Consider the following 21,933-nt stretch of genomic DNA (forward strand, 5'->3'; position numbering starts at 1 on the left):
GTTATTTATTTAAGAATTAAAAAATGGTCATGTAATATTTTTATTTTAATTTCTAATATTAAAAAGAAATATTTAATAACAAATATAAAATCGCAAATACCGCCAGCTTCTTTCCTTTTTTAATTAAAAAGAAAGAAGGAAAAAAATATGAAAAAATTATTAGCATTACTTGGAGTTGTTTCTTTAGTTGCATCTTCAAGTGCGCTTGTTGTATCATGTACTGACAAAAAAACTGACAATCAAAATGAAAAAGATAATGAAAAAGAAAATATCGATATTAAAGATAGTCAAGAAATTAAAACATCTGCTGCTTTAATAGCAAAACAATTAATTCTTGCTGATCAAAAACAATATGACTTAAGTTTATTAAAACAAAAATATGCCGAAGCAAAAGTTTCTGATTCGCTTCAAGGGATAGATAAAAAAATAGTTATAAAAAATGATAGATTATTAAATAGAGATTTAATTGAGAAATATTTTGACTACTCAACAACTACAGGCGATTTTTCAGAATTTATAGACTTAAATTTATCTGGTAGAAAAGGTAATGAATTAGGAGATTTATATAATTTATTACCTGAAAATATAATGGGGATGAACAAAGACAGCATCTTCAACATTATGAATATCGTGATTGATGTTTTACCAACACTTTCAACAGATACATTATCTGCTTTGTTAGGTTCGATATCTATAAATATTGATGATTTAACATCAATGCTAAAAAGTTCTGGTCAAGGACTTATTAATAACGAATTAAGCGAAAATGATTTTCAATCTATTATTAATGATATTAATGTATTTGATAAAATCGGTAATTTAAACATTAAACAAGCAGACAATATTTTGTGAATTTCTATGTTTAATGCTATTAACCTAATTATTAATCCTAATTCAAAAACTTATAGTTATGATTCTGATGATTCGATTAAAGAATCTCTATCAATGGTTGGATTAGATTTATTAAACAATATTAAAAATAAAAACTCATCAGCATCAAATCAATCAAAAAATTCAATTCAAATTTATGGAAAAGTATTTACTGAAATCTTAACAGCAATATCAATGATTCAATTAAAACTTCAACTATTTGAATACGATAAAGCATTTCAACCAATTGATTCATTGCATTTATTTAATGGAGAAGAAAGTAATTCTGAATTTTTAAATCGCATGTATTTTGGAAGAGAAGAATCTTTTAATGATTATTTGAAAAATGAAGACTTCCAATTAAATATTAAATTCGTTTTAAAAGAATTATCATACTATTTAGGTAATATTAATAAAGATAAAGATCCTAACGGTTATATTTTACAAAGAGGAATTAATATATTATTTGGTGTACAAACTGAAGTGAAAGTAAAAGGCGATGTAACTATGGAAAAAGCAAATGGGGGACCAATTGCAGCTATTTTTGCACCAGTTTTAAAAAGTTTAATTACAGATGAGACTATTGATATGATTTGAAATCAAATTCCTGGTTATGTGAGTTGACTTACAAGTAAAGCAGCAGTTGCTAGAGCCTTAGATACAGATATGTTATATGGATTACTTGCTTCAGTTATTTATGGATTAAGTAATGATACTGAGATTAAAGGATTAAAAGTAATGACTGATGAAATCAGCAGCCTGGTTTGAATAGCTATTACAAAAATTGGACTTATCGAAAAACCATTTTCAACTTTATATAAAGGTGATTTAAGAACAGATGGAGTAATTAGTGTTGCTGGAAATGCACTTATTAATATTTATGATAAATTAGTAGAACAAATTCCGAATGGTGCAGAAGTGATTACAAAACTATTTGGTGATAAACCAATAAATTTAACAACTTTATTTGAAATTAAATTAAAGGATTTGATCGGAATAGAATCAAAATCAAAAGATAGTTATTTATCTCAATCATTAACTGATTTAATCAATAAAGTTAGTGATGATCTAAATTTAAATAAAATTAATGAACCAAGTGATAATCAAAAATATCAAATCTCTTTAAAAGAATTGCAAAATATTTTTAAAAACTTTTTAAACGGTAAATCAATTTCCGAAATTTTCGAAAGTATAAAACCTATTTTAAAACCCGATGATCAATCTACAGATTTGATTAAAGAAATTGCTGGTATTCTTGAAAATATTTGAAAATCTTTAAATGCTAATGATGAAAATGATGAAAACATCAAATCTATGGATAAAGACTTTAAAGAACAAAATATCAAAATCATTAAAGAATCTCTAATTCAAGTTAATGCAAAAGATATTTATCAAAAAGGTGATTTAAGTATTAATTATGTAAATATAGATGAAAATAAAACATATACATATACATTTGAATATGTTAAAAAATCACAAAATGACAACTTTATAATTACAAAAATTAATAAAAAATAGTTTTTAAAACCATCAATATTATTGATGGTTTTTTGTTGTTTAGGTCAGATATATTCTTAAATATAAATATAAATTATTAATAAGTAATGAACATTGTTCGATACCTTGTTAAAATATAATATGAAAATGAGGTAAAAATGGAAGATAGAAACTATTCGGCATTAGCCAGAACAATGATTAGTATGTGAAACAACCATTTTTCTAAAACAATCATTCAAAGAGAAAATGCAACCAACGTAAAACTAAATTTTGTAAATATGTTTAATTTAAATCCTGTAAATTGAAACTCAAATAAAAAATTAGGCATTCAAGAATATAAAGAACCAACAATTAACTTTATGACCTCATCATTTGATGGAATAAAATTAGCCGGATCAATATGATTAAACCCAGTTCCAACAAATAAATGAATTATTGGCTGTCATGGATTTAATTCTTCAAGATTTGATGTTTTATATTTAACATGACATTATAGAGAACTTGGATATAATATTATAACTTTTGATTTCAGAAGTCATGGTGGATCTGATAAAGATATTGTTAGTTGAGGTATGAAAGAAAAAGAAGATTTAGTATCGATTGTTAAATGATTAACTCAAAACTATAAAGTTGATGAAATTGGTTTGGTTGGTACAAGCATGGGTGGATTTACTATAAACCACTTTATATTGACTGAAATAGAATTAATCAAAAAAGTTAATGTTAAATGAGGAATTGCAGATTCAGCATATATGTCAGTACCAAAATTATTAGAGAGAATGGTTTCTAATAATGCTCCGGCACCATTTAAAGGATATGCTAAAGAAGTGTTATCAGATATGATGCGTATTTATAAAAACGAATATGGTGTAAATCTTTATAATTTAAGTTTTATAGATTTAATCCAACCAAATAATAAATATGTGCCTATGTTATATTTACATAATCGTCATGATCGTATTACCGATTCTTTAGATAGTTTCAGTATGGCTAACATCAAAAATAATATTGAAGGTAAACCAGAAAATGAATTTAGAATATTTGATGAAGGATATCATCATACAAAATCAATTATCGAGTTCGAAGATGAGTACAAAAAAATTTCAATTGATTTTGTAAAAAAACATCAACAAAACAAATAAATATATAGATTAAAACATAAAATAACATATAATTATTAAGAATACTAATAGACACGACTTTTATAAGATGTTACTCAGAGAACTAGCGTATGGTGCAAGCTAGCTAACTATTATTTAAGTTATCACTATTTTTAAACAGAAAAGAAAATTTTGATGAGTAGAATTCTGCGGTGGCACCGTTAAAACCTTGAGATGATAAATATATAATGTATTTATTAATTAGGATGGTACCGCGATAAATCGCTCCTTATTTAGGAGCGATTTTGTTTTATTAAAAGGAGATAAATATGGCAAATAAATATAAAGACACATTATTAATTGGACAAACCGATTTTGATATGCGTGCAGGTTTAAAAGATAAAGAACCTGTTTTTGAAAAAATGTGAGAAGATGACAAAATCTATCAAGAAAAATTATCATTAAATGAAGGTAAACCTCAATTTGTTTTACATGATGGTCCTCCATATGCAAATGGTGATATTCATTTAGGACATGCATTAAATAAAACTTTAAAAGACATTATTGTGCGTTGAAAAAATGCTTCTGGTTACAAAGCTCCTTTTATTATGGGATGAGATACACATGGTTTACCAATTGAAACAGCAGTTACTAAAACTGGTGTTGATCGTAAAGCGATTGATCCGGTTGAGTTTAGAAAATTATGTGAAAAATATGCATGAGAACAAATTGAACGTCAAACAAAAGGATTTAAGCGTTTAGGGATGTTTACTGATTACGATACTAAATATGTTACATTAACTCATGATTATGTTGTTTCTGAATTGCGTTTATTTGAAAAAATGTATCAAAAAAATTTAATTTACAAAGCTTTAAAACCAATTTACTGATCACCGTCATCAGAATCAGCATTAGCTGAATCAGAAATTGAATATGCTGATATTAAATCACCAACAATTTATGTAGCTTGTGAAATTACTAATTCAAATCAATTTGTTGTCAAGGGCGATAACTTAGTTATTTGAACTACAACTCCATGAACAATTCCATCAAACCAATTAATTTCAGTTGGTGAAAAAATGGAATATGCAATTGTTAAACCATCAAATGATGATCGTCGTTTCATTATTGCTCACTCTTTAATTAATGCAGTATCTGAAGCGATTGGATGAACTGATGTTGAAGTGATCAGTATTATTAAAGGAACAGATTTAGTTGATCTGGAATATGCGCACCCATTGTATGAATCAAAAATTGCTAAAGTAGTAATTGGACACCACGTAACTGATGAAGCTGGAACTGGTTTAGTTCATACTGCTGGAGGTTTTGGTGAAGATGATTATACCATTGTTAAAAATAACGGTATGGAACCTTTTGCTCCAATTGATAATCAAGGTAAATTTACAGAAGAGATGGCTATCTATGATGAATCATTAGTTGGAAAATTTTATGATGATACAAATAAAGAAATCGGTCAAAGATTGGCAGAAAACAATAAATTATTAAAATTAAAATTTGTAACTCACTCTTATCCTCATGATTGAAGAACTAAAAAACCAGTTATTTACAGATGTACTTTACAATGATTTGTTGGTCTAGATAAAGTTAAATCAGAAATTTTAAAAAATGTTGATGGAATTGAAACAAATCCAAAATGAGCAAAACAACGTCTATATCAAGTTTTAGAAGATAGAACAGATTGAACTATTTCACGTCAAAGACTTTGAGGAGTACCAATTATTGGATTCTATAATGAAAATGATGAATTAGTTTTAAATAATGAAATTTTAAATCATGCTATTACTAAAATTGAAGAATTAGGTGTTAATGCATGATTTAAAGAAACTGCAGATACATTTTTACCAAAAGAATATCAAAATCAAAACTTAAGAAAAGAAAAAGATATTTTAGATGTTTGATTTGATTCAGGATCAAGTGCTATCGCATTACAAAATCGCTTCCCAGAATTATCACTACCATTTGATATTTACTTAGAAGGTAGCGATCAATATCGTGGTTGATTCAATGCTTCAATGATTAACTCAACAGTTTATAGTGGTCAAGCACCATATAAAAAATTAGTTTCACATGGTATGACAGTTACTGAAAAAGGTGAAAAAATGTCTAAATCATTAGGTAATGGTGTTGATCCTGTGGATTTCTCAAATGACTTAGGAGCAGACATCTTAAGATTATGAGTTTCATCAACTAACTATACTGATGATCAAAAATGAGGAAATGATATTATTAAACAAGTTTCTGAATCATACAGAAAAATAAGAAACACTATGAGATTTATTTTAGCTAATCTATCAGATTTTGATGCTGAGACTGATTACATTAAAGGATTATCACCAGTCGATCAATTTGCATTAAATAACTTAACAGAATTTAAAAACAAAGTTAAAATTGCTTATGATAATTTAGCTTACAATCAAGTTTATAATTTAGTTATTAACTATGTAACAAAAGATTTATCTTCATTCTATTTAGACTTTATTAAAGATATTTTATATATTGAAAAGAAAGATAATGTAAGAAGAAGACAAGTTCAAACAGTTTTATTTGAACAACTATGAGTATTAATTGATACTTTAAGACCAATTCTTGTTCATACAATCGAAGAAGTTTATCAATCATTTAACATTAAAGATAAATCAAAATCAGTTCATTTATTAGATTTAAGAGAACAAAATTTTGCTCAATCTGAAGAATTTATTGCAGAATGAAATAATGTTTTAGCATTAAGAAATGATGTCAATAAAGCACTTGAAAATGCAAGAAATGAAAAAATTATTAACAAAGGTTTTGAAGCTGTTGTTGAAATTTCATTAAAACAAGGATATGAAACTTTAAAAGAAATTAAAGATTTATCTCAAATCTTTATTGTAAATGAAGTTATTTTTAATGAAGTGGATGCCGAATTTACTGAGCAAGTAATTTCTTCAATTAAAATATCACCTAAACAAGGTGGTAAATGTGAAAGATGTTGAGGAATTTTTGAAACATTAATTGATAACGAAATTTGTGTTCGTTGTAATGAAGTAGTTAATTCTTAAAAGAAAGGAAATCTATGTGATTAAACATTAAAGAAAAATTTATTAGTCATGAATATGGTTGAAAATGAAAATTAAGAGTAGCATTACCCTTATTAATCTTTTTAATCGCAATAGATTGAATTATAAAAGCGGTTGTAGTTGGACAAATGGAATATGGTCAATCAATTAGTAATTGAATTCCGGGAGTAATTGGTTTGGATTACATCATAAATCCTGGAGCAGCCAAAGGAGTTGGAGCTGATAACATGTCGCTAACAATTTCTTTAGCGTCATTTTCAACATTAATTGCTTTGATTGGTTGAATTTTTATAGCTGATAAAAAATGAAATTTAGCATTAACATTTATTTTAGCAGGATCATTTGCCAACTTATTAGCTAGATCTTGAGCGCCGATGATTCCACTTGATGCGGTTGAAAATGCAGGTGTTAAAGGTGGAGTTGTTGATATGTTTAAATGAGAGTTTGATATATTTGGATCAAATTCTTATGTATTTAATTTAGCTGATCTTTGGGTAAATATTGGAATTGCAGTATTGATATTGGCATTTATAATTGAAATATGAAATTTATGTTGAAAAGTTTATTTCAAAACTAAATGAGAAAACCAAACAATTGAAAATTTAAAAACTCATACTGGAATTGCAATTATATTTGGTGTTGTCGGAAGTGCATTATCAATTTCAATGACAGTGATGATGTTTATTAATGGTATTAGTTATATATTATTTGCTTGATGCTTAGGTATATTGATGATTTGAATTTGCGTGGCTTATATATTAAAAATAAGACATCATGATTTAATTAAAAATAAAAAGGGAGAGAATGATGAAAAAACAAATTAAGTTATCATCTACACAAAGTGGTGTTAGATTGGATAAATATTTATCAGAAGTATTAAAAGATGAACATGAATTCTCTAGAGCTTTCTTGCAAAAATTAATTAAAGATGGAAATGTTTTAGTCAATGATGTAATTTCTAGTCAAAAACAGTTGCTTCAATTAGAAGATGTAATTATCGTTAATGTACCTGAACCTGAATCAACAGATATTGTTGCAGAAAAAATTGATTTTGAAACACTATATGAAGATGAAGATATTTTGATCATTAATAAACCAAATAACATGGTTGTTCATCCGGGAGCTGGAAACACAAGTGGAACATTAGTTAATGCTTTATTAGGATCTATGGATGATTTATCAAGTATTGGTGGTGTTGAAAGACCTGGTATTATTCACCGTTTAGATAAACAAACTACAGGATTATTGATTGTTGCTAAAAACGACAAGGCTCATAAAGAGATGAGTAGAATGATTGCTGATCATGAAGTTTATAAAGAATATCAAGCACTTGTTTGAGGAGTGATCAAAGAAAATAAAGGAATTATTGATGCTCCAATTGGAAGACACCAAAATGACCGTAAGAAAATGATGGTAACTCACAAAAATTCTAAAGAAGCTAGAACTAAATTCGAAGTGATTGAAAGATTTGAAAATGCTTCTTTATTAAGAGTTTCAATCGAGACAGGAAGAACACATCAAATTCGTGCTCATTTTGCTTTTATTAAATTCCCAATCATGAATGATCCTGTGTATGGTCGTCTAACAGAAAAAACAACCGACTTCGGACAAATGCTTCATGCATATAAACTTTCTTTTAAACATCCGATCACAAAAAAAGAAATTGAGATTATTGCTCCACTTCCAAGTGAATTTAATGATAAAATTAAAGAATTAAGAGGTGCATAAAATGGAATTCAATTATACAGATGTAAAGTCGGCTCTAAAAACTTACTTCCAGAAGGAATTAAAGTATAAAGTTTACAAATCAAAAGTTAATGATAAAGTGATTTATTTTTATAATAAATTTAATCATATCAAAGTTATTAAACTTGTCGATGATTCATCAACAAGTTTAGAAAACAATGAATTAGATTACATCATTAAACAAGTTTCTGATAACTCATCAAAAACTAAAGTTATGAAAATTACAATTTCGGAAAGTGCTTCATCAAATGTTGAAGAAATCGGAGACGAAATTTTAGTTACAGCAGATGCTAAAACTATTTATGATGAATTAGAACCATATTTTGATTCAATCGCTAAATTATCAATTTCAAAAGTTTCTGATGGATTGAAAAGAGAACAAGAATCAAGTTTAGCTGATTCTGATAAAAATGATGAACAACTAAATTACTTCCAAAAATTTATGACTGATATTAAGACTAATAAAGTTACAATATCATGAGGTTTATTGTTATTATTTGTTATCTTGCCAACTATTTTCTCAGTAATTGGAGCAATGTCTCCAGAATTGAGACTATTTCCAGAATCATCTAAATTGGTTTTTGGTGGAACTACTTATTCACTTTCAATTTTAGGTGGTCAATGATGAAGAATTTTCACATGAGGATTTGCACCAATCACAACGAATTTATTGATGAGTATATTATTCTTATTCATTGTTGGAGTTGCTTTATTTAGAACATCAAAAATTGCTGAAAATAAATTAAAACCACTTAAATTCGGAATATCATTTTTATTATCATATGTATTATTAGGATTGTTTGCATCATCAGTATTACCAGGTGTTATTATGTCTGGCCCATTACCAATTCTTGGTATTCTTATTGGAATGACTGCAATGAGTTCATCTGGTGAAAAAACTCCCGTAGCTCGTTGAGCTAAATATAAAATGATTTGACCAATGGTAATAATTGTTTTCATAACTTTATTTACTGGTCAATGAATGGATTTAACTTTAGTTTTATCAGGTTTAATTCTTGGTTCAGCATTTGTTGGATTAACAAAAGTTAATTTAAAAGAATGAAATTGAACTTATAGTATTTTAATTTTAATAATCTTAGCATTCGTGGTAGTTATTATGGTTTTCTTAATAATGGATCACTATATTCCTGCACAAGATATGAATGTTGTTGTGGCTTTGAAATATTACGCAAATAATAATTTATTTGGTGGTGTTGATGGAGCAAATGCAATCCTTGAAAAAATTGGATGAATTGGAAGAATCTCCCCTGATGGTAATTGAATGCCAGATGGTGTTCATCAAGAAGCTTTAAATAGTTTTTTAAAATTCAAAATTAGAGGTTAACATGGGAAAAAGAGAAAATTATTTATCATGAAAACAATATTTTATGACAATTGCTACAGCTAGTGCGATGAGAAGTAAAGATCCAAATACACAAGTTGGTGCTGTAATTGTTAATGGTTTAAATCAAATTCTTTCAACGGGTTATAATGGATTTCCAAGAGGAATTGATGATGACATTTTCCCATGAGCAAATAGTGATGGTGAATGAGCTGAACTAAAATATCCATATGTTGCTCATGCTGAATTAAATGCTATTGTTAGTGCTAAAACAGATTTAACTAATACTAGCTTGTATGTAACATTATTTCCGTGTAACGAATGTACTAAACTAGCAATTCAAGCCGGAATTTCAAAAATTTATTACATGGAAGATAAATACCACAATGATAAAGAATTTGTTACATCTAGAAAAATGCTAGATGCAGCTGGAATTGTTTATGAAGCACTATTAGATTTAGAAATTAATATTGAAGTAAAATAAAAGCATTTGCTTTTATTTTTTTAATTCAAAATGTTAAAATTAAAGAAGGTGAATTATGATTAAAAAAGTAGGAATAGATATTGTTGAAAATAATAGATTAAACTTAGAAGAAAAATTTTTAAGTAAAGTTTTAACAATCAAAGAAATTGATATTTTAAATGCTAAAACTTCAGATAAATCAAAATTAGAATTTCTTGGTGGACGTTGAGCAATCAAAGAGGCGATTATTAAAACTTTGGATCAAAAAATTCCGATGAATGCAATTGAGATTAATTATGATGATCAAGCACCAATTATTTTGAATGAAGATTTAAAAAATATTCACATTTCAATTTCTCATGAAACAAATTATTCTGTAGGAATGGCGGTAAGAGAAGATGATTAGTCTAATATGAGCACAAACTCAAAAAGGTGTTATTGGTAATAAAAATAGTCTCCCATGATCAATTCCTGAGGAGATGAAACATTTTCGAGCTACTACACTAAACAGTGATATTTTGATGGGGAATAAGACTTTTATATCAATGGGTCAAAAACCACTTCCAAAACGCTTAAATTATGTATTATCAAGCAATGCAAAAGCACTGTCGGTTAATAATAAAGATAATTTGATTTATATAGATGATATTTCTGATCTAATTAAGAAATATAAAAACAATCCAGACAATAAATTATATGTGATTGGTGGTAGTCAAATATTTAATTTGTTTTTTGATCATGCTGATGAAATTATTAGAACAATAATCAAAGAAGATTATGAAGGTGATGTATATATTGAAAATTTCAATTATAATAAATTAAGTAAAGTGAAACAAATTGATTACGATGAGTTTTACATAGAATACTTTGAAAGGGATTAACTATGAGTACAGAAGTTACAACAACAATCGAACAAGAGGATAAAGTAAAATTTGATCCATTAAAAATGACTTACATGTGATTACCATTATTACACATGAAAAGAAAATCTAAAAAAATCGTTAGAAAAAATCGTCGTGAAGCAGGATATTATTCAGAAGAATTTTGTTATGATTGAACAAAAAAACAAGCAAAACATCTTTTAAACGTTTTAAACGTTACTGTTAAAGTAGAAGGACTAGAAAATTGATTAGATACTGGTCTTGTTTTAGCACCAAACCATCAATCAAATATTGATCCAGTTATTTTATTAGCTATGAATGATTTTTCAGTTCAACAACCAGTTGCATTTATTGCAAAAGAAGAATTATGAGATGATAAAACATTTGGAAACTTCGTACGTTTAATCGATGTTATTCCTTTGGATCGCAACAATCCTAGAAGTGCTGTAGCTGCTTTTAAAGAAGCGAAAGAATTGATTGTTGAATTTAAGCGTTCAATGGTTATTTTCCCAGAAGGAACAAGATCTAATTCTCAAAAAGTTGGTGAATTTTTAGACGCTTCAATGAAAATTGCTCAAATGGCAAATGCGCCGGTTGTTCCAGTTACTTTCATAAATTCTCATTTAGTTTTTGCTCCAGATCGTCCAAAACACGTTGAAGTAAAAGTGGTTTTTGGTAAACCAATTCCTGCTTCAAAACATATTTCATTAGCAACTGCTGCTTTAACAAATAATGTTAGAAAAGAAGTTGTAGCTAACTTAGAAAAATGAGAAAACAAGGAAATGCATCAAACAATTGGAGTATCTCCTAAAAAATTATTAAAACAAAAAGAAAAAGAATTAGAAGCGATCAAAAAAGCCAAAAAATCTAATTCAAAAAAATCAATTAAAGATATCTTTAAAATTGTAGATTAATCTACAATTTTTTATTTTTTTCCTTAAAATGTATTGCAATTAGAAGCAAATTATTTAATAATTAATAGGTAATTAACTTTGTTTTAATTACTCGTAAAAGATTGACAAGGTAAAAATATTTATATAAAATTATATATGTGTCTTAGTGGGTCACAATAGCAATTGATTTATTTTTTAAGAGTTGATCAAACTAATATTTGGAAGGGTAGCGAAGAGGCTAAACGCGGGTGGCTGTAACCCACTTCCTTTCGGTTCGGGGGTTCGAATCCCTCCCCTTCCACCATTTATTGGGCTATAGCCAAGCGGTAAGGCAAAGGACTTTGACTCCTTCATGCGCCGGTTCGAATCCTGCTAGCCCAACCATTCACGACTCGTTAGCTCAGCCGGTAGAGCAACTGGCTTTTAACCAGTGGGTCCGGGGTTCGAATCCCCGACGAGTCACCATCATTTTTATATTTTGGATTTATCCCCAAGTGGCGGAACAGGTAGACGCACTGGACTTAAAATCCAGCGGGCTTTATATCCCGTGCCGGTTCAAGTCCGGCCTTGGGGACCATTAAAAAATTACTCAACCTTCGGGTTGATTTTTTTATGTCTTTTCATTTTTTAATAAAAAAAATAACCGTTAGGTTATTAATCGATATCTTCACCTTCAGTTGTTGCATCTTGGTAAGCAACAGGTGTTGTTGATTGGATCTTACCACTATTAAATTTTGTAAAAGTAGCTTGAGCAGTTTCTTCAAAATTTCCAGTTTCTTTATTATAGTAATTACTTCTTACATCATCAATTCATTTTTCAAATTGATCATTAATTAAATCATCATCTTCACTTTTTAAATTAGCAACTCTTGATGGATCCTTATCACCAATTAAATCAGTTAAACCTTCTTGAGTTGTTGCAAACCCAGAAGTAGCTCCAGTAATTGTTCCGTTTTTAATTATTAGGAACACAGGTCCTTTTAATTCTTTAACTTTTTCTTTAATAGTATCAATAAATGGTTCTAATTCTGTTTTTCAATCTTGTGATCCAGTTTCTTTTTTCTGTGATAAGAAAACTCGAGCAATACTTTCTTCGACTAGTCAATTTAAAATTTCTGCTGTTGCACCTTCATTTCAAAGATCACTAGATTTTTCAATATTTATACCTTGGAATTCAATCTTCGGTTCTAAATATCCTTCAACTTGTTTATTAGGACCAACTCCTGAAAGTGAAATACTATTATTTAATGCTCCATCAGTTTTTCAAGTACCTTTATCTTCATCTCATTTAACATTATAAATTCCTTGTGATGTATCATATTCTTTATCTAAGATAACATCAGTTCTTAAAAGTTCTTTTAAAGTTTCATTATTAGTACTATTAATTTTTTCTGAAATTGTTTTGATTGAAGCAGTTGGATCTAATCCAACAGTTTTTGCTAACATTCTTTCAAAAGATTTTGCACTAGCATTATCTTTAGCTCCAATATATAAAATCATATGTGAAGCTTTTTCATTAACTGTTCCATCGGCATTAAAAGTTGCTTTAGTACTATTGATTCAATTTTCTACTTGATCAAAAGTTCTTGAATCGGTTTTATCTGATGAACAAGCCATTACAGTACTTGTTGTTGCAGCTGAAAGTGTAATTGCTCCAAGAATAGCGATAAGTTTTCTCATACATGCCTCCGTTATTATTATAATATTTAATAATATTTTACTATAAAATAAGCACCATACAATTATTTATTCAATATTTAAATTAAATATAGTTAAAGTGTTGAAATATTTTGCGATAATTGATATTATTAAAAAGCAAGTAGAAAATATCTACAGCTGATATTACATGATAATATTATGAATTTAGAGAGGTTAATGTTAATATGCGCGACAAAATTATTTTACGTTGTTCAGTTTGTAAAAACGAAAACTATATTGGTAGAAATGACAAAAAATTACCAAAAATAGAAGCTTCAAAATACTGTTCAAACTGTAACAAACACGAAATTCATAAACAAAAAAAATAGTCTTAATAAAAAGACTATTTTTTTATGCTTTAATATTATTAAAGATGAGGAAATAATATGAATAAAAAAGATAAAATATTACAATTATTAGAACAAAATAATACTGATGCAATGTTATTATTTTCACCACAAAATAGATATTGATATTCACGTTTTCATTCTTCAATGGGTTACTTGATTATTACTAAAAAAGCTAGTTATTTATTTTTAGATGGAAGATATATTACAGCAGCTAATAACAAGAAAGACTTACAAAATGTTGATCATGTGATCCATTTTGGAAAAAATGTTTATCAAGAAATGAATAAAATTTTGGAAAATGATCAAGTTAAATCATTAGGATTCGAATCTGATTGAGTGATGTATAAACAATTTGAAAGTTTCGAACAAATTTTTAAAAATTATGAAATTAAAGCAATCGATACACAATTTTTAAGAATGGAAAAAGAAGCTTGAGAAATCGAGCAAATTCAAAAAGCTTGTGACATCACTAATAAAGTTTTTGAAGAAGTTATTGCTTGAGTTAAACCAGGGAAAACTGAAATTGAATTAGCAAGATTTGTTTCAGATAGATTTTTAGCAAATGGTGCTGATAAATTAAGTTTTGACACAATTGTAGCATCAGGTGTTAATGGAAGTATGCCACACGCTGTTCCAACTAACAAAGTAATGAATTCAGGAGAATTAGTTACTTTAGATATGGGATGTTACTATAATGGTTATTGTTCAGATCAAACTAGAACTTTTGCTTTGGGTGATGTTAGTGAAGAATTAGAAAAAATTTATAATGTTGTTTATGAATCGCAAAGTTTAGGAATAAGTTTAGTTAAAGCAGAAAAAAATGCTGGAGATATTCATAGAGAAGTTGCTAAATTTATTGATGATGCTGGTTATGGTCAATACTTTGATCATGGTTTAGGTCATGGAATTGGTATTGAAATTCATGAAGATCCGTATGAAAACGCACTATCAAATCAAATTTTAAAAGAGAATATGGCAATTACTGTTGAACCGGGAATTTATATTCCAGGAATTGGTGGAGTAAGAATTGAAGATGACTTGCTTGTAACTAAAACTGGATATGAAATGCTTACTTCTTCAAAAAGAGAATTAATAAAAATTAAATAAGGCAAACCCTTATTTTTTTTGCCATTTTTTGCTAAAATAATACTTATAAATGCGGAGGATTAATGTTACAAAATATTTTTAAAAAAAGAGAAAAAGATTTTCCTCCAAAAAAAGTAAAAAGCGATCTTAAAACAAGAATTAATTCGGCAATAGTTTTAGGTGTTGTTATTGTAATTTATCTAACAATGTCTACCCTACACACGGAGTTACAAAGAGGTATTAATGTTAACCCTGATGCTGTTTTAGCTTTTGGTTGAATTTTTATTATTTTAACTTGAGCTTTATTAGCTGGTAGTTTATTCGAACTTTCACGAGCTTTAGGAATTAAAAAATGATATCACTTTGCAGCTATTATACTTGGTGGTTTGGCATTATTTATTTGACCGTTTGGTCAAAAAGAAGCTTCACTAAAAATATTTTTGTATAATTCTTTTGATTTAAATATTTTTAATAAAATGTCCAAATTTTGAGTTATAGCACTGATTGGAATTATTTATATTTCTGTATTGATGTTGATTTCTTTTATGGCAAATAAAAAAGATTGAATTAAAAAAGGTTTAATTTTAGTTTTTGTTTCATTATTAATGATAAGTGCATTAAAAGGTTTTGAAACAATGGCTTTATCATTTGGGGTTGAACCACTAAATTTATCAGATAGTGGAAATTCTCCAACATATTCTTTCACAAGTATTATTTGAGTTTGATCAACAATCATCTTGACAGATTCATTTGCATACTTGGGTGGTCGTAAATTCGGTAAAAATTTATTAGCCCCAAACATCAGTCCTAAAAAAACTTGAGAAGGAGCTTTAATTGGAACTGGTGTGGCAACGATAATTGGATTCCTTTTTGCTTTCCTATTATTTTTCTTCTCAGATACTAAAGAATATTCACCACTATATGGAATCTTCCAAAATGAATCAATTGGACTTGCATTCGTAGTATTCTTCTTAATGACATTGATGATTTCAATTGTTGGTCAAATGGGTGACTTATTATTTAGTGCAATCAAACGTTATGTTGGGATTAAAGATTATTCAAAATTAATACCAGGTCATGGTGGAATTTTAGATAGAATGGATTCTTTCTACTTAGTTTTCTTTATTATGTTTATAATGACAATTATTTGAGGATATACAATTTAATTTAAAAAGGAGATCGTCTTATGGAAGTTGGAATAATTATCGCTGGTTTCATTATTGGAATTTTAGTTGTATTATTCTTAGTTTTAGTCCATGAGTTCGGTCATTTTTTATTAGCTAAATTAGCGAAAGCTTATGTATATGAGTTTGCAGTCGGTTTTGGTCCAAGACTTTTCACTTTTAAAGGTAAAGAAACTTGATATTCAATTCGTTTAATTCCTCTTGGAGGTTATGTATGAATTGCATCAGATAAATCTGAACCTCCTAAAGGTAGAGAAGATTTAGCAGATACAATTCCAGATGAAAGAAAAATGGATTATGCTAAACGTTGAAAAAAAGCATTTTTTATCATATCTGGTCCAGTAGTAAACTTTTTATTAGCGGCATTTATTATTACAACAACTTTAATGGCATCAATGTACAAACCTGATGATATGTCTTTTTATGGACAAAGATTTTCTAACGATAGTGTTGCATTAAAAATGATTCAAACTGTTGATTCAGAGTATAAGTCTGAAGATCAAACATATGCTATTACTGAGTGAAACTATAAACTTGGTATTTATGAACATTCTGCAAACACAGATCTTTATGATGTAAATCAAGCAAAAGCAAAAGATTATGAAACAATTGTTTATAATTTTAAAAATGAATTTGATTTAGTTGATTGAAATACATTAACTATAGAAGATATAAATGAAATTGAATTATCAATTTCATTTAAACCGATTGATAAAGTTTCAGGAGCATTTATTGGTACAACTAATGAAGAAATAACTGTATCTTTAAAAGATAATCCGATACTTAAAGAAGAATTCATCAAAAAAATTACTAATGATAAAAAAGTTTCTATTGGAATAACAGCGCCGTATAGATATTTTAAAAATACAACCGAAGCTTATGGTTATGGTTGAAAAGAAACGGCTAATCAATCAATTAGTTTAATTAAGGGAATTGGACAACTATTTACCGGTAATTTTGATGCGTTATCAGGACCTGTAGGAATGGCTAACCAAACTGCAAATGTATTAGATTCACCCACTGAATTTTTCTTATATTTTGGAGGAATTAGTGCTAACCTATTTATGTTAAATATGCTTCCGATTCCACCATTAGATGGTTATAAATTTTTAGAAAATGCAGTTGAAGCAGCCATTAGAAGAGATTTGAATAAGAAGTATAAATATATTGCATACTCAATTGGTGCGATTTTATTCATTGGTATATTTGTATTAATAACAATTAAAGATTTAATTATGTAGGAGATAAATATGGAAAAGAAAATCGAACAAGTATTTGAAAAATTAAATATTCAAATAGATGATCTTGATTTATCTTATTTTGATGATGCCAAATTAGTAAAAGATATTTATGTATCGCAATCAAAAGAAAAAGGATACATGCATATCGAAGTTGCTAACTTTTTACCAATAAGAATATTAAGTAACATTGAAAAAAAATTTAAAAATAATGACTTAGTTACCTTCAAACTATCTTTAACTGTTAAAAATCAGATTTTAGATAAAGAAATCATTGCTGATTACTTAGAGTTTATTAAAAAGAATAAAGCTCAAGTTAAAGGCGGTTCATGACACATCATATCAAATGATGGTTTTGAATATGATGTTGATGAAAATAAAATAAAGTTTAATGTTGAATCAAATTCAGAAAAAGAATCCTTGAATTGTGAATTAGAATATTGTTCAAAAAAAATGCAACAATATGGATTTGAAAATTTAGATTACGAAATCGATGTTAATCATGTATCTGAAGAATATTGAACTAATAAAGAACAAAATTATAAAGAGCAAGCTTCTAAAAAGGTTGCTGAATATAAAGAATTACAAAATAAATATTCTAATTCTTCGACCTCTTCTATTTTTACAGATAATGGAAAAGCATATAAATCTGCTAATTTTGTTAGATTAGATCAACCAACTTATGAATCAATATCAGATCTTGAAAAAGACTCACAAAATGTTGTAATTCATGGAATGGTTATGTCTTTAGATATTAGAAAAACTAAAGCTGGAAGAAATATGTACACTCTAGGAATTACCGATCATACTTCTTCAATTAAAGCGATGCACTTTGCTCGTGGAGAAGGACCAACTTTATTTGATGAATTAAATGAAGAAGATAAAACAAAACCAAACGCAAACGAATTAAAAGAACAAAAGGTTTTAAAAGGTGATTGAGTATCAATTAAAGGTAAATATTCATATAGTGATTGAGATAAAGATTATGTTTTCATGATTGATAATTTTGCTAAAATTGAAAAAAAAGTAACATCAAGAGTTGATCATAATGTTGAAAAACGAGTTGAATTACATACACATACTAAAATGTCTGCAATGGATGCTGTTTCTTCAATTTCAGATTATGTAAAATTAGCAAACAAATGAAATTGAAATGCAATCGCAATTACTGATCACATAAATGCACAAGCATTTCCAGATGCATATCACGCTATAAAAGCAGTTAATAAATCTAGAGATAAAGATAATCAAATGAAGATGATTTATGGTTTAGAAATAAACACGTTAAATGAAGATATTTGATATGTAAAAAATGATAAAGGACAAAACTTAAGAGAAGCTAAATTAGTTGTTTTCGATTTAGAAACAACAGGATTAAGTCCTGAATTTGATGAAATTATTGAGTTTGGTGCAGTTGTTTATGATTACAAAACTGGAGAACGTAAAAAACATGATATTTTAATCAAACCTAAAAACCCATTAAAACAATTCACAAAAGATTTAACTAATATTTCTGATGAAATGTTGAAAAATATGCCTAATATTGATGAAGCATTTAAAGAAATACGCGAAATCATTAAAGATGGTATTTTAGTAGCTCATAATGCAAACTTCGACTTCAACTTTTTAGATACACTTTCTAAAAAGTTAGGTTATGGACCTTTAGAAAATACAGTAATTGACACACTTACTTTATCAAGAGCTATATATCCTCAATTGAAGAATTATCGTTTAGGAACCGTTGCTAAAAAAAATGGTATTGATTACGATGATAAAATTGCTCACCGTGGTGATTATGATGCTGATGTTTTATGTGACATCTATGAACATATGTGATCGGATGTCAGAAAAAAAATTGATGTTGATATAGATAGTGATTGAAATAAAGTTGCACCATTAACAAATGAAGAAAATATGAATCTTGTAAAAGCAAGAGGATTTCACACAACTATTTTAGTTAAAAATAATTTAGGCTTAAAAGAGCTTTATAAATTAATTTCTAAATCACATACAGAAACTTTTTTAGGATCACCAAAAATTTTTAAATCTGAATTATTGAAAATTAGAAGTAATGGAAATATTTTATTAGGAACATCTTGTGCAAATGGAGAAATATTTGAATTGGCAAGAACTGGTACTTTGGAAATGTTCGAAGCAGCAATTCAAGAATATGATTATATTGAAGTTCAACCAATTTCTGTTTATAAAAATTTATTACAAAATGATTCATTGGATTTGGATGAATTAAAAAGAACGATTAAATTAATTATCGACACAGGAATTAAATTTAATAAAATAGTTGTTGCAACAAGTGATGCTCACTATACAGAACCTAATTTAAAAATGATTAGAGAAGTGTATATCACTGCTAAGGGTCTTGGTGGAAGAAGACATCCACTTTATGACTTCAAAGGTAGAATAACAGATTATCCTGATCAACACTTAAGAACAACTCAAGAAATGATTGATGAATTCGAGTGACTAAATAATTCTGATTTAGTAAATGATATAGTTGTTAAAAACACAAATAAAATTGCAAATATGATTGATGCGGATATTGCACCAGTAAAAGATGGATTATTTACACCAACTATCGAAAATGTTGATATAAAACTAAGAGATAAATGTTATGAAACAGCCCATGAATTTTATGGAGATAATCTTCCTGATATTGTTGTATCTCGTTTAGAAAAAGAATTAGAATCAATTACAAAACACGGTTTTGCTGTTGTATATTGAATTTCTCATCTATTAGTAAAAAAATCACTAGATGATGGATATTTAGTGGGATCTCGTGGATCGGTTGGTTCTTCTTTTGTAGCTACAATGTCAAACATTACCGAAGTAAATCCTCTAAGACCACATTATAGATGTACATCATGTAAGTATTCTGATTTTACAACACCACCAGAATTTAAGTGTGGTTATGATTTACCTAAAAAGAATTGTCCTGAATGTGAACAACCTTTAATTGGGGATGGTCATGATATTCCGTTTGAAACATTCTTAGGATTTGATGGAGATAAAGTTCCTGATATTGATTTAAATTTTTCAGGTGAATATCAACCAACTGCACATAACTTTACTAAAGAAATGTTTGGTGAGAATAATGTATTTAGAGCTGGGACAATATCAACTGTGGCATCAAAAACTGCTTTTGGATATGTAAAAGCTTATTTTGAAGAAAAATATTCAGAAGATAATCAACCAAATTATATGGAAACAAACCGTTTGGCTGAACTTGCTGAAGGTGTTAAACGAACAACTGGTCAACACCCAGGAGGAATAATTATTCTTCCAAGTGAATATGAAATTGAAGATTTCACACCAGTTAACTATCCAGCTGATGATACTTCATCAAGTTGAAAAACAACACATTTTGATTTCCATTCAATTCACGATAATCTGTTAAAAATGGATATTCTAGGTCACGTTGATCCAACAGCTTTAAGAATATTAAGAGATATTACTGGAATTGATCCAATTAACATTCCAACAAATGATGAAAGAGTTTATTCTTTATTCTCAACCACACAAGAACTTGGTGTTCAACCTGATCAAATTTATGGTGAAACAACTGGAGCAATTGGTATTCCAGAATTTGGAACACAATTTGTTAGAGCGATGTTAAGAGACACCAATCCAAAAACATTTGCTGACTTAGTGCAAATTTCTGGATTATCACATGGTACAGACGTTTACTTGGGTAATGCTAAGGATTTAATCCAAAATGGTCAAGCAGATATTTCTTCAGTTATTGGATGTAGAGATGACATTATGGTTTATTTAATGTCTATGGGAATGGATAACTCACTTTCATTTACAATCATGGAATCAGTTCGTAAAGGTAAGGGTTTAAATTCTAAATGAATTGAGGAAATGAAAAAATGTTCAGTTCCGGATTGATATATTGATTCATGTCAAAAGATTAAATATATGTTCCCTAAAGCACATGCTACAGCATATGTTTTAATGGCTTATCGTGTTGCTTGATATAAAGTTCATTATCCAACAGAGTACTATGCAACATTCTTATCAACAAGAGCTGATGCTTTCAATTTAAAAGTTGCATTAAGTGGTTATAATGGAGTTCTTGAAGCAATCAAAGAAATTGATGAGAGATCTAAAAAAGAAAAATTATCTAAAAAAGATGATGATCTAAGAGTTGTATATGAAATCATGATTGAAATGTATGCACGTGGAATTAAATTTAGAAACATTGACTTTACAAAATCTGCATCAACAAGATTTGTTGTTGATATTGATGAAGAGGGTAATAAATGAATTGTTCCACCATTCAACATCATTGATTCATTGGGTGAAGCTGCTGCTGAATCAATAATTAAAGCAAGAGATCTTAAACCAATTTCAAGCGTTACTGATTTGAAACAAAGAACTCAAATTACACAGACTCAGTTAAAGATTTTTGATGAATTAGGAATCACTGATGCCTTATCAAGTGATGAACAATTAGCATTTGAATTTTAAAAAATGAACCATCTTTGGTT

General features: G+C 28.1%; 16 protein-coding genes and 4 tRNA genes. 19 read left to right on the top strand and 1 reads right to left on the bottom strand.

All coding sequences use genetic code 4. The features are described from left to right. Positions 1-147: 147 nt before the first annotated feature. The 14 genes from T347_RS0102835 (at position 148) to T347_RS0102900 (ending at position 12,446) form a co-directional block, all read left to right on the top strand. Positions 148-2,388 carry an MOLPALP family lipoprotein gene (locus T347_RS0102835; protein ID WP_031543113.1) on the top strand — a complete coding sequence of 747 codons (2,241 nt, stop codon included), beginning with the start codon at positions 148-150 and terminating at the stop codon, positions 2,386-2,388. Positions 2,389-2,525: 137 nt separating this feature from the next. Next, entirely contained in the window at positions 2,526-3,509 is a 984-nt protein-coding gene (locus T347_RS0102840) for an alpha/beta hydrolase (RefSeq protein WP_031543116.1), read from the top strand. A gap of 287 nt (positions 3,510-3,796) precedes the next feature. After that, entirely contained in the window at positions 3,797-6,526 is a 2,730-nt protein-coding gene (gene ileS, locus T347_RS0102845; RefSeq protein WP_031543118.1) for an isoleucine--tRNA ligase, read from the top strand. A 14-nt stretch (positions 6,527-6,540) separates the two neighbouring features. Then, positions 6,541-7,368: a signal peptidase II gene (locus T347_RS0102850; RefSeq protein WP_051636039.1), complete on the top strand. Its 828-nt coding sequence runs from the start codon at positions 6,541-6,543 to the stop codon at positions 7,366-7,368. Beyond that, positions 7,352-8,272, top strand: a complete 921-nt coding sequence (locus T347_RS0102855) for an RluA family pseudouridine synthase (RefSeq protein WP_031543122.1) — start codon at positions 7,352-7,354, stop codon at positions 8,270-8,272. The genes T347_RS0102850 and T347_RS0102855 overlap by 17 nt, the downstream gene beginning before the upstream one ends. Position 8,273: 1 nt before the next feature. Beyond that, positions 8,274-9,635: a hypothetical protein gene (locus tag T347_RS0102860; RefSeq protein WP_031543124.1), complete on the top strand. Its 1,362-nt coding sequence runs from the start codon at positions 8,274-8,276 to the stop codon at positions 9,633-9,635. A gap of 1 nt (position 9,636) precedes the next feature. Then, positions 9,637-10,116: a deoxycytidylate deaminase gene (locus tag T347_RS0102865; protein WP_031543127.1), complete on the top strand. Its 480-nt coding sequence runs from the start codon at positions 9,637-9,639 to the stop codon at positions 10,114-10,116. A 55-nt stretch (positions 10,117-10,171) separates the two neighbouring features. Further along, a complete protein-coding gene (locus tag T347_RS0102870; RefSeq protein ID WP_031543129.1) occupies positions 10,172-10,501 on the top strand; it encodes a holo-ACP synthase in 330 nt (109 codons plus the stop codon). Further along, positions 10,494-10,976, top strand: coding sequence for a dihydrofolate reductase (locus tag T347_RS0102875; protein ID WP_031543131.1), 483 nt, complete (start codon positions 10,494-10,496; stop codon positions 10,974-10,976). The genes T347_RS0102870 and T347_RS0102875 overlap by 8 nt, the downstream gene beginning before the upstream one ends. A gap of 2 nt (positions 10,977-10,978) precedes the next feature. Beyond that, positions 10,979-11,890 (top strand): lysophospholipid acyltransferase family protein, encoded by a 912-nt coding sequence (locus T347_RS0102880; protein WP_031543134.1) that lies wholly within the window; start codon positions 10,979-10,981, stop codon positions 11,888-11,890. 199 nt (positions 11,891-12,089) lie between these two features. Then, positions 12,090-12,173, top strand: a tRNA-Tyr gene (locus tag T347_RS0102885). Positions 12,174-12,178: 5 nt separating this feature from the next. Further along, positions 12,179-12,253, top strand: a tRNA-Gln gene (locus tag T347_RS0102890). Positions 12,254-12,258: 5 nt separating this feature from the next. Then, positions 12,259-12,334: transfer RNA gene (locus T347_RS0102895), tRNA-Lys, on the top strand. A gap of 23 nt (positions 12,335-12,357) precedes the next feature. Continuing rightward, positions 12,358-12,446, top strand: a tRNA-Leu gene (locus T347_RS0102900). 77 nt (positions 12,447-12,523) lie between these two features. Here the strand turns inward: T347_RS0102900 and T347_RS0102905 are convergent. Then, positions 12,524-13,549, bottom strand: a complete 1,026-nt coding sequence (locus T347_RS0102905) for a lipoprotein (RefSeq protein ID WP_031543136.1) — start codon at positions 13,547-13,549, stop codon at positions 12,524-12,526. A 203-nt stretch (positions 13,550-13,752) separates the two neighbouring features. Between T347_RS0102905 and rpmG the strand changes: the two genes are divergently transcribed. The 5 genes from rpmG to T347_RS0102930 all read left to right on the top strand — a co-directional run bounded on the left by rpmG (position 13,753) and on the right by T347_RS0102930 (position 21,913). Continuing rightward, entirely contained in the window at positions 13,753-13,896 is a 144-nt protein-coding gene (gene rpmG / locus T347_RS0102910; protein WP_031543138.1) for a 50S ribosomal protein L33, read from the top strand. A 57-nt stretch (positions 13,897-13,953) separates the two neighbouring features. After that, positions 13,954-15,024 carry a M24 family metallopeptidase gene (locus T347_RS0102915; protein ID WP_031543140.1) on the top strand — a complete coding sequence of 357 codons (1,071 nt, stop codon included), beginning with the start codon at positions 13,954-13,956 and terminating at the stop codon, positions 15,022-15,024. A gap of 62 nt (positions 15,025-15,086) precedes the next feature. Further along, positions 15,087-16,169 (top strand): phosphatidate cytidylyltransferase, encoded by a 1,083-nt coding sequence (locus T347_RS03820; protein ID WP_051636040.1) that lies wholly within the window; start codon positions 15,087-15,089, stop codon positions 16,167-16,169. Positions 16,170-16,189: 20 nt separating this feature from the next. Further along, the gene (gene rseP, locus T347_RS0102925; protein WP_051636041.1) at positions 16,190-17,428 is read left to right on the top strand and encodes an RIP metalloprotease RseP; all 1,239 of its coding nucleotides are present in this window, start codon (positions 16,190-16,192) and stop codon (positions 17,426-17,428) included. Between the two features lie 9 nt (positions 17,429-17,437). Then, entirely contained in the window at positions 17,438-21,913 is a 4,476-nt protein-coding gene (locus T347_RS0102930) for a PolC-type DNA polymerase III (RefSeq protein ID WP_031543146.1), read from the top strand. Positions 21,914-21,933 lie beyond the last annotated feature (20 nt).

The organism is Mesoplasma photuris ATCC 49581, assembly GCF_000702725.1.
Lineage (GTDB): Bacteria > Bacillota_I > Bacilli_A > Mycoplasmatales > Mycoplasmataceae > Tullyiplasma > Tullyiplasma photuris.